This is a genomic window from Paraburkholderia sp. CNPSo 3076, assembly GCF_026343935.1.
Lineage (GTDB): Bacteria > Pseudomonadota > Gammaproteobacteria > Burkholderiales > Burkholderiaceae > Paraburkholderia > Paraburkholderia nodosa.
In genome coordinates this window covers 1-9,739 of record NZ_JAPMAL010000077.1, presented here as the reverse complement: position 1 = coordinate 9,739, position 9,739 = coordinate 1, and the positions used below count along the sequence as shown (strand labels likewise).

Genomic DNA, 9,739 nt, shown 5'->3' with positions numbered 1-9,739 from the left:
TTGCGGCGGGGCATCACACGCGGGCTACGCGCGATGATCAGACGGCGCAGCGCAATCGAGCCAGCCATCGGTCACATGAAGACAGACGGAAAACTCGATCGCAACTGGCTGAAGGGCGCGCTCGGCGATGCGATGCACGCGGTGCTGTGCGGCGCTGGCCATAATCTGCGGATGATCCTCAGGAAGCTGCGCTTTCTTTGTGTCTTCATTCTCGCTGCATTGTTCAACCGCAGCATTGCTGCCGACGCGATGGTGTGACGCCGGCCGCACGAGAAGCGAATTGTTCAGGGGCGACTCATTAGTCACGCGGTTCGGTGGTACTTCCGGTTCCAACTCAGCCTGCGTGATATTGAAGAACTGCTGTTCGAGCGCGGTGTCATCGTCAGTTACGAGACGATCCGCCGCTGGTGCGACAAATTCGGCGCGGGCTTCGCACATCGCGTCAAAGCTGCTCGCCGCAAACCTGGCAGCACATGGCATCTTGACGAAGTCTTCGTTACGTTGCGCGGTGAGCCTTATGTGCTCTGGCGGGCAGTCGACCAGCACGGTGCCGAACTCGACATCCTGCTGCAGAAACGTCGCGATAAGGCCGCAGCAAAGCGCTTCTTCAAACGCGTGCTGGCCGCCTGTCCCGACGCGCCGCGAAGGCCGAAATTCCCGAACTGGCAAACATCAAACACGTATTCGTCAAAGCCAGTGCCCGGGTGAACAACCGTGCCGAAAATAGCCATCAACCCACGCGTGAGCGCGAACGCCGGATGCGTGGTTTCCGCGATCCTGATCGCACACAAGCGTTCTTATCGAGCTTCGGACCAATTCGCCAGCACTTCGCGCTCAAGCGACATTTACTGCGTGCATCACTCGATCGCAATCAGCTCGCCGCACGCTTTGCCGGGTGGCATCGCATCACTGGGCTCACCCAAGATCCGTCCGATTTCTGAGCAAATGTACGTCCTGTGCGCACTTGCGTCTCGAATACCTTAACGTGACAACGCCGTCAAGATGCGGGGTCATGCCTGAGCCTCCGGGAATCGAATTTCAACGGTGACCGGGAAGACCTGCGCATCAGCGCGCAGGTTGAAGCGGTAGGGCACCACGTGTTGGAGGATGCGTTCCTTCTCAGCTTTCAGTCGATCCAGCAGGTCGCCAAACTGGTCTTGGCGTCGTTTGAGCTCGTCTTGCAAGTCGCGTAGTTCCCGTTCAGCTCGCTCGTCGGCATCTTCCAGCAGTGAATACTGGATCGACGCCTTGCGCCGCTCTTCGATTTCACGCTTGAGCTTTTCGATGCTCTGGGTGCGCTGAAGCGCTGCCACTTCGTTGATGCGGCGTTCAAACGCTTCCCGTTCCGGCTCTGGTGCAAATAGGCGGTCTGTACGAGATTGTTGTTATATAGGGGATACCTCATCAAGCAGACGGCGCGCGTCAAGGTAGTTGTCGCCTCACTCATGCAGCCAAAGGCTGTTTATTCGCGCCGATCGACGCCATCTCGACGACGGTGTCACGTTCGGGGTTAAGCGTCACGGCATCAACCGGTGTCCAGTCGCGCGTGTGACGCGACCAGCGAGCCGGATTGCATGCACGCGCCTTCGCGTACAGTGCGTGCCGTGCCGCGAGAAGCGCACGATCGTCGCCGGCATGACGCTGCGCAGGCGTCACGTAGCGGATGCCGCTATGACGATGCTCGAAGTTGTACCACTGGACGAAACCGGTAGCCCACGTGCGAGCAGCGTTCAGGTCCTCGAAGCCTGTGGCCGGAAACTCCGGCCTGTACTTCGCGGTTCGGAAGAGCGCCTCGGCGTAGGCGTTGTCGTCACTGACACGGGGGCGTGAGTACGACGGCTTGACACCCAACCAGTGGAGCATTGCCAGCACGGTGGTGGCCTTGAGCGTCGCACCGTTATCGCCGTGCAGCACCGGCCGGGTCTCAAGAGCGGCAATGCCTTCAGAGAGCGCCGTACGACGCACGAGATGAGCGGCGTGTTCGGCAGCGTCGCTGTCGTGCACCTCCCAGCCGACAATCTTGCGGCTGTAAAGGTCCAGGATCAGGTACAGATGGAACCATCGACCCGTTACCGTTGCCGGCAGAAACGTCATGTCCCAGCACCATACCTGGCGCGGCGCCGTTGCGACGTGCGTGGTCGGCGGCCGGGCGCCCGAAGGAGCTCTGGCACGGCCACGGCGCCTCATCTGTCCATGCTCGCGCAGCACGCGTGCAAAGGTCGATTCGCTGGCGATGTACACGCCTTCGTCGGCCAGCATCGGCACGATTCGCGCCGGTGGCATGTCAGCAAAGCGCGCCTCGTTGGCTACGCGCAGTACGTTTGCCCGCTCCTCTGGGCTCAGGGCATGCGCAGGCGGCGGGCGTATCGCGCCGGGCCTGGCGTCGCCGTTGACGAGCCCCTGATGGGCTCTCCAGCGCTGCAAGGTGCGCACATCAATTCCCGCGACCTCGCAGGCCAGGCGCAACCGTGCGCCAGCCAGTCTCGCCGAATCGATTTCCCGGGCCAGTTGCTGGCGATCCTCGAGGCCGATCATTCGTCCTCGCCCTCGTCCGTGTTGAAGATCGCCGAGACTTTTTTGAAAGTACCAGCAACGCGGCTGCCTCGGCCAGCGCCTTCTCCTTGCGCCGTAATTCGCGTTCGAGTTCCTTGATGCGGCGCTGATCCTGCTTCGTTTGCTGAGGACTCGCACGGGCCTCTTCGGGCTCGGCCAGCGCCTGCGTGGCCGCTTGTCGCCACTGGGCCAGCTCCTGCGGATACACGCCATGCTCACGGCACCACGCATTGCGCGCCGTCTCGTCCATCGCTGCCGTGTTCAACACCGCCTCGAAACGGGCGGCCGCTGTCCATGCCCGCTCGCGAGCGGGCATGGACAGTGCATCACTGCGCCAGCGCTCCAGCGTCTGCGCGCCCACACCGATCTCTCGCGCAACCTCGTCCACTGATGCGCTTTCCGGCGCCAGCAACCGCGCCACCGCTCTGTCCTTGAATGTCTGTCCGTAACGCGCCAACTCGTTCTCTCTTTATCGCCCCCAGATTCCAATTCTATCGAGGCGACAACCATTGTGACGCGGGGGACATCCTTGCCGGGCGTGACAAAGACCACGCGCCTGGCGTCCATGTCTGCGACCAGCGAGACATAGTCGTGACCCCGCCGGCACGAGGTTTCGTCAATGGCCACCGTGGTGAGTCCAGACAGGTCAGTTGCGGCCACCGCCAGGTCCACGTAACGGTCACAGATGGCCTTCACGCGATACCACGACAGGTTCACCAGACGAGCCACGGCGGCAAATGTCATCTCCCGGCACAGCGCCAGCACGAACGCTTCAAACAGCAGCGTAAAGCCATCGAGCTTGCCCATCCAGTCAGGTTGCACGAGCCGCACCGAGCCGTCGGGCAGTCGTACCCGCGGCACGCGCACCTCCAGAAAGCATTCGTGCTGGAAAAAATTCAGGTGCCGCAGCCGCTTGATCTGCGTGTCATGGACCGGGTGCTCGCCCGCGACGCCGGGGTAGGAAAATCGCGTACCCGCGACAAAGTCCACGGCAATGGTCAGTTCACGCCGCGCGGCGTCGAAATCGACACCTTGCACGTACCACGGCGCCGTGATGCCAAGGGCTGCTTCAAAGAGTTGGGTCTGGTTCATCAGTGTTCGCGTTGTCTTGCAGTGCTGGTTGCCGCATTCTGCCGCAACCAGCACTGTCCCAGCTTACTTTTTCCACACGCGTCAAGTGTTCGCTTCGCCGGGCTGAAGCCCGCACTTGACCCGCCAAGCCACCCACTCGAGATTTGAAAGAAGCATAAATATGCATTCAGGTGAGCGCTATATGAGGTAATGTTAAAAGACCGTCACCAAGCGATACTGCGGCTTGCAGTTGCTGTGATGCCACGTTAAGTGTTGGCAACAGAATTTCTTCTTGCTCCGCCAATTCCAACGTGTACCCAATATCCTTAGAAGCATTGGTAATCGAAATTGAAAGGACGTCTCTATCTTCATTTAGAAGAAAGGTCACAAACTTCTGAAAAATTCCGCTGTTAGTCGACCCCTGACTAACAATATCACGGAGGAGTCCAAGATCGATATCTGACTTGTTCGCCAGCTGACAGGTCTCAGCGACGACAGTAGCAATGCCCATCGTCATCCCGTTATAGATAAGCTTGAGTTTATGACCGGCCCCCACGCCGCCCGCGTGAATTATTCCCTCACAAAACGAGGCCATGACGCCAGATACTGTTGGATAGATATGCGGATCTGCACCGACAAGCGCATTGAGCTTCCCTTGAAGGGCCTGTTCAGGACTTCGCGTTACAGGCGAATCAACGAAATGGATGCTGCGTTGTGCGGCGTCTTTTGCAAGAGCATGGGTTGATGATGGTCTGGAGGTTGAACAGTCAATAATAACGCTGCCTGGCAATAAATATGCAAATAGCCCATTGGGTGTTTGGCAAATCGACTCGACCTCAGTACTCGAAGGCAAAGAGAGGACGACAATACCTATCTTCGCCATTTCTGCAACAGACATACACTCCCTAGCGCCCAGCTTGAGCAAACAATCCACACCGTTTCTGTTTTTGTTTGCCATGACATGCAGTCGCGCACCATGACGTATCAGGTTTATCCCTATCCCCGTGCCAATTCGACCGACTCCGATTAGGGCGATATCTTTACCATCCACATTGGGTGGGGTATTGCGCATTAATCTCGACTCGTTCATTATGCTGCACACTTTCCTGTCAGAAGCCCAACTTATAAGATTCCATTTTTTGCGAAGATACCCTCCAATTCGAAGTGGGAACGAATGAGGTAATCCGGTTGGGCATCACGCAGCCGCGCATCGGAAACCACGCCACCGGTAATGGCAACGCTTTTGAGGCGCAGAATTCGTGAAATACTGCATTCTTCCGGTGTATCACCCACAATAAATGTCAAACTTGGATCAATGCCATTTGTTTTAATGTAGGCGGCCAATTTTTCACCTTTAGTCATGTCCTTGTATTGGGTAGCACGACTATCGTAGGCCAGGACGTCAGCGATGTAATTCTCGATGCCCAGTCGTCGCAACGCTATCTTAATGGGATCACAAATGTGATTACTTAATACAATTACCCTCATGGAATGTGTCATCGCCAACTTGAGCATCTCGCCTATTCCATCACGTGGTAAGACCGAGCCAACACGGGATTCATAGTAATCGTGAAAAAGTGCGTTGCCATCATTTTGAACGATGGCAATTTCATTCTCGGTCAACCCCAAATTTCGATAGAGGGTGGAAAATGGGAATTCACATTTTTCTTGGAAGGTGGCAAGATCGAGAGACGTTTTGTTAAACCGCACAATAATTGAATTGATTGTTTGCAGTATAAGTTCCGTGTCATCCAGTAACGTGCCATTCCAATCGAGAACAAGTGTTGATCTCATTTTTGATCCACAAATTCGATTTTCAATGAAAAAGGTCGAATTATTATTTTTTCAACCCACTATTTTCAGAAAATTTTGCGCCGCCAACCTCTGTCCGCCCTGCGTTGGCATACGCAACGTAAAGGGCGAAAGATCGTTACAGCTATCACCGCCGGGCAAAACTTCAATCAATGACTGCAGCGGCAAATAGGTGACGCTGTCTGCTTTGATGAATAGGGCAATTTCCTGCTCGATAATGCGAATCATACTGGGATCCATGTTCTGCAACGACAGGCCACATTGCTTTATGTGGTCAGGCAACCTACGCCATACTTTCCAAAAAGCGAGCTCCTCCATGTGCTGTATCCCAACACCATAGTAGTTAGGTGCGATAATCGGCGGTGAGCCAATCACCCAATGGATGCTGCTTGCGCCAGCGTCGATCAGTTTTTGGGTGACATCTTTGCTGGTATCGGCGCGAATGAGGGCTTCGTCCACGATGACAATCGTCCTTCCTGACACGCGAACATCAATAACCTGATACTTCTGGTTAATGAGTGACTTGCGTTGACGAACATCACCGATCAGTGTGCGCTTCGATAAATTTAACCTGACGACTTCCACCCTTTCATAATTTGTTGGATATTTCTTGGATAGCTGTGAAAAAAGTCCGTCAGCATATGGTCTACCGGTATCTGGCATCGATGAAATAGTAATCGGTTCACTATGCTGACCATACCAGATCTTTTGATGCATCAGCTCGCTCAGCTCAGAGCCTATTTTATAGCGCGTTGACTCATGGCGTTGATTTTTGTTTTTTGTCTCGAGGCTTCCAATATAGATTGATTCGAATGCGCATAGGGTAGCGGGATGTTTTTCGGCACCGACAAAATGATCCGTCAAAAGGCCGGTTTGCGCGTCCAGTACCTTTATGTGACTCGGCAAGACTTCCTCGCATTCACCGTCAAAGTCAATGAAGGCCCCATTTTCTGAGGCAAACAATACAAACTTGTCCGTCGTGTTCATGAAATCCAATGGGCGTATCCCCCCTTGATTCCTATATGCAACGAGGTTGCCATGCCCGTCCAAAAGCAGAACACTCACAGCCCCGTCGATTCGAAGATCAATTTCTCGAAAGACTCTTTCATAATTGACGGGCTCACCAAATTTCCAGTAGTCTCTTCTGCAAATTAATTCGACAAATCGCATGAAAATCTCTGCATCGTCATTTCGGTTTAATACGACGCCATGTTTTTGTAATTCATCCTTCAAGTCATGACCGTTAACCAAAGCGCCATTTAGTGAAATTGCGGAAAACGTGTTCTTCTCATTGTGATCGAATTCACTGTTTGATCGTGGCTGCACGTCAGATGGATCACTTTGCACTGAGACATGATTATGAATGTGCGCCAAGCCTACAGAAACAGGCTGACTAATGGTTATGGCATATTCGCTTTGTTCTATAGGAATATATTTTGATGGGAGACAATCTGAGCGATATCGTGTTGTGCCTGTTTTTTCACTAAACACTAATAGGTCGGCACCGCATTGCCCCCTATTTGTTAGTTTTGCCGCGATCTTCCCCAGACAGCTAAGTACCGTTTCATCTGAAACACTGTCTGGCAGTTTAAATGCTGCTGCAATTCCTGCCATATTTTATTTTCTCCTTCAAGATTAATTTAAAAGTGCTGACGAGTCATGTAAAACGATGACTGACCGCCTCAAGTCCATTTTCGTTCTCGTTTGCAGTGGGAACAGTTGCGCTTGCCGCACGAGGTCGATGGCTCGCAGGGCAGTTATTTCGTTCCATTTTCTCATTTCTACCACGGGATTGCGCATAAAATGATTTTCTCTAAGGGTGCGATTATTTATCTTAATATCCGTATAAGATCTATGTGCCCAGCAGAAATAATCTTTCGCTACTCGGATGGACCTGTCCTTCTGACCATCATGCCTCTCTAAAAATGGGTTCGTCAGTAAAAACTATGGGTGCCCTGAGGCTCGGGTAGTTTTCCAAGTGCATGATAAAGCGCAATTTATGTCGCCTTGAAGGTTCGGAAACCGTACGCTTTTCTCATGGTCACTTTGGCTTTGTTGTTCAACCCCTCGGTCACGCCGCTGGAGAACTGTTTTCTTGCCCGGAAATAGTTAAGAATCAGCTCCCGGTGGGTGCGCACCGTGCGGGCAAACTTCTTCATTGGCTCGATGCGTGAACGCATGACGTCGGTGCACCATTGATCAAGGAACTTTCCCGCCCATGTGGGAGAGCTATAGTCCCAGAGTTGCTGGAACTCTTCCTTGAGCAGATAGGCCCGCACGCTGCGCAGGTTGTACTGAAGCAAGTCTCGCAGGCGAACGCGTTGCTTGCCGGTGAGATTCTCGCGCCGCTTGAGCAGGCACCAGCGGGATTTCTTGAGCACGGGCTCATAACCGTCGCGAGTCATGCGCCGGGCCTCGTCGGCACGAACTTCGTCGATGGCCTTATTCATCTTGGCAACGATGTGAAAGCGGTCGAGGATATTCAGGGCGTTCGGGCAATGACGCTCGATCATTTCAAGATAAGGCTTCCACATGTCCGAACACACGAATTCAACCTTCTCACACAGCTCCTATCCGATCATGGCAAAGAACTTCGCAAAGCTTTCCTTCGTGCGCTCCTGTCCAACCCAGAGCAGTCGCGTGCACCCGGCCTCGATCTGGTAGACAAGCGTGAGGTAATTGTATCCTTTCCCGTACTGGATCTCATCGACACCGAAAGCGCTGATCGTTCCAAGTTCCCGGTGATTCAGCCCCCACTCGACCACCCATTGCACTGCATTGAAGACCTTCTCCCAGCTGGTTCGAAAGCTGAGTGCGGTTTCTTTCCAGGACAGCTTCCGAGCCCATTGCGCCAGGAAGATCATGTAAGCGCGGGTGAGCGTGTGCTTGCCATTGGCCCACGGCAAAGCCTCGACCTTCACGCCGCAGGCACGGCAATCGACGCGTCGCATGGTATAGAGCAGAAACACGGCAAAGCCCCAGACGGGGATAAACTCGAAGCGGCGCTGTGTGAGCGAGTCGTAGCCCCGCGCGGGCTGGTTACAACATGAGCAAGTCGGCTTTGAACCCGGCTTTGAACCCTTTCGCGGCCGAACGTCGATCTCGATGGATTGGGTTGCTTCGCACAGCCGCGCACCTTCATATACAAAACCGGGAAAATGATGACATGCGTTAAGCAGACGGGTCAGCAACATGGTTAGCAAGCACAGAACCGGGAAGGAAAAATCCGCCATTGTCGCCGATGAGCAGCAAGTGCTCGCGCAGTACGTCCCAGACCTGCATAACTGGCCTACGTCGTGGAGAGTCGACGACGAAGACATTTCGACTGGACGGGAAATCGTTGCCATACTTACGCCTTTCCTTGAGCATCTCCTGACCTCGGGATACGCACGCAAGACATTGCTTCGGCACCGCGATCACATCTGGATGCTCGGCGGCGAAATGATTCGAAGCCGCCATGAAGATCCCGATCGCCTTGCCCTCCCGGTGGAAACCCTCCTGGACGAACTCATCTAAGAAGATGGCGGCCCCCTCATTTGGCCAGCTATCTCCGAGTCCGAACAGGATTCCTTCGATGCAACATGTCGCAAGCTCTATAAGTATCGGAATCGAGCTTCATCTGGCTAGCCGCGCACAATAATTCACCCATAGATTCCGCCGACGATCCAAAAAATGAGATGCAAAATCATGACCCACTTCTGCTGCCGATAGATCCTTGGTTTTCCACAAAACACCGCTATTCGCCACGCCGGTTTCGTTTTTGCACCTGTTACAAGAGACGTGGCCTGATCCTTAGGGCTCTGATGCAAATAGGCGGTCTGTACGAGATTGTTGTTATATAAAGGATACCTCATCAAGCAGACAGGACGGCCTCCCAGACCGCGGGCGCAGTGGTATCTTTGAGACCAAGCTTCGCGAGGCCGAATTGGCCCTTGCGAATGCGATATACCAACTCAATACCCGAGAGAGTGATCGCTGCATTCCTGAAACGTTTGATGCCGAGCGTGACTTTCGTCCGGGACTTGATGTTGCGGTGGTCCTGCTCGACCAGATTATTGAGATATTTCGAGGATCGGACCTTCGTGTCCTCAGGCAGCAAGCCATCGGCCTTCATCTCGCGCACGGCGCGGTGCGAGGCCGCATAGCCGTCAAGCGTGATGGTCTTCGGTGGCTGGCCCTGATGTCTGATCGCCTTCCTGAAAAAGGCTTTTGCCGCCTCCACGTCGCGCTTTGCACGGAGCATGAAGTCAACCGTCTGGCCCACCCGATCCACCGCCCGATAAAGATAGACCCACTTGCCGCG

7 protein-coding genes and 4 pseudogenes are annotated in these 9,739 nt (G+C 54.2%); 3 read left to right on the top strand and 8 right to left on the bottom strand.

All coding sequences use genetic code 11. The features are described from left to right. A pseudogene (locus tag M3A49_RS41125) lies at positions 1-258 on the top strand (IS5/IS1182 family transposase); the annotation flags it as partial. A gap of 21 nt (positions 259-279) precedes the next feature. Beyond that, positions 280-941 (top strand): annotated as a pseudogene (locus tag M3A49_RS41120) (IS6 family transposase). A gap of 69 nt (positions 942-1,010) precedes the next feature. On the opposite strand, the gene M3A49_RS41115 reads toward M3A49_RS41120, so the two are convergent. The 7 genes and pseudogenes from M3A49_RS41115 to M3A49_RS41085 all read right to left on the bottom strand — a co-directional run. After that, the gene (locus M3A49_RS41115; protein WP_266233872.1) at positions 1,011-1,313 is read right to left on the bottom strand and encodes a hypothetical protein; all 303 of its coding nucleotides are present in this window, start codon (positions 1,311-1,313) and stop codon (positions 1,011-1,013) included. A gap of 130 nt (positions 1,314-1,443) precedes the next feature. Further along, a protein-coding gene (locus tag M3A49_RS41110; RefSeq protein WP_266233871.1) for an IS3 family transposase occupies positions 1,444-3,010 on the bottom strand; the annotation gives its coding sequence in 2 pieces (ribosomal slippage) (positions 1,444-2,569 and positions 2,568-3,010; 1,569 coding nt in all). Between the two features lie 35 nt (positions 3,011-3,045). Beyond that, positions 3,046-3,645: pseudogene (locus tag M3A49_RS41105) on the bottom strand (helix-turn-helix domain-containing protein); the annotation flags it as partial. Positions 3,646-3,811: 166 nt separating this feature from the next. Beyond that, the gene (locus tag M3A49_RS41100; RefSeq protein ID WP_266233870.1) at positions 3,812-4,696 is read right to left on the bottom strand and encodes an NAD(P)-dependent oxidoreductase; all 885 of its coding nucleotides are present in this window, start codon (positions 4,694-4,696) and stop codon (positions 3,812-3,814) included. 50 nt (positions 4,697-4,746) lie between these two features. Then, positions 4,747-5,418 (bottom strand): HAD family hydrolase, encoded by a 672-nt coding sequence (locus tag M3A49_RS41095; RefSeq protein WP_266233869.1) that lies wholly within the window; start codon positions 5,416-5,418, stop codon positions 4,747-4,749. A gap of 51 nt (positions 5,419-5,469) precedes the next feature. Continuing rightward, complete coding sequence (locus M3A49_RS41090; protein ID WP_266233868.1) at positions 5,470-7,050, bottom strand: glutamine amidotransferase class-II; 1,581 nt, start codon at positions 7,048-7,050, stop codon at positions 5,470-5,472. A gap of 386 nt (positions 7,051-7,436) precedes the next feature. Then, positions 7,437-8,630: pseudogene (locus M3A49_RS41085) on the bottom strand (ISL3 family transposase); the annotation flags it as partial. Here M3A49_RS41085 and M3A49_RS41080 point away from each other — a divergent pair. Then, complete coding sequence (locus tag M3A49_RS41080) at positions 8,629-8,952, top strand: hypothetical protein (protein WP_266233867.1); 324 nt, start codon at positions 8,629-8,631, stop codon at positions 8,950-8,952. The pseudogene M3A49_RS41085 and the gene M3A49_RS41080 overlap by 2 nt on opposite strands. 337 nt (positions 8,953-9,289) lie before the next feature. On the opposite strand, the gene M3A49_RS41075 is transcribed toward M3A49_RS41080, so the two are convergent. Continuing rightward, positions 9,290-9,739, bottom strand: a 450-nt coding sequence (locus M3A49_RS41075) for an IS6 family transposase (RefSeq protein ID WP_266233866.1), incomplete at its 5' end; no start/stop codon positions are given.

Bases quoted from the DNA above. Each gene is read 5' to 3' on its own strand.
- M3A49_RS41080 (WP_266233867.1), top strand. From the start codon at position 8,629: ATGGTTAGCAAGCACAGAACCGGGAAGGAAAAATCCGCCATTGTCGCC.
- M3A49_RS41100 (WP_266233870.1), bottom strand. From the start codon at position 4,696: ATGCGCAATACCCCACCCAATGTGGATGGTAAAGATATCGCCCTAATC.
- M3A49_RS41095 (WP_266233869.1), bottom strand. From the start codon at position 5,418: ATGAGATCAACACTTGTTCTCGATTGGAATGGCACGTTACTGGATGAC.
- M3A49_RS41090 (WP_266233868.1), bottom strand. From the start codon at position 7,050: ATGGCAGGAATTGCAGCAGCATTTAAACTGCCAGACAGTGTTTCAGAT.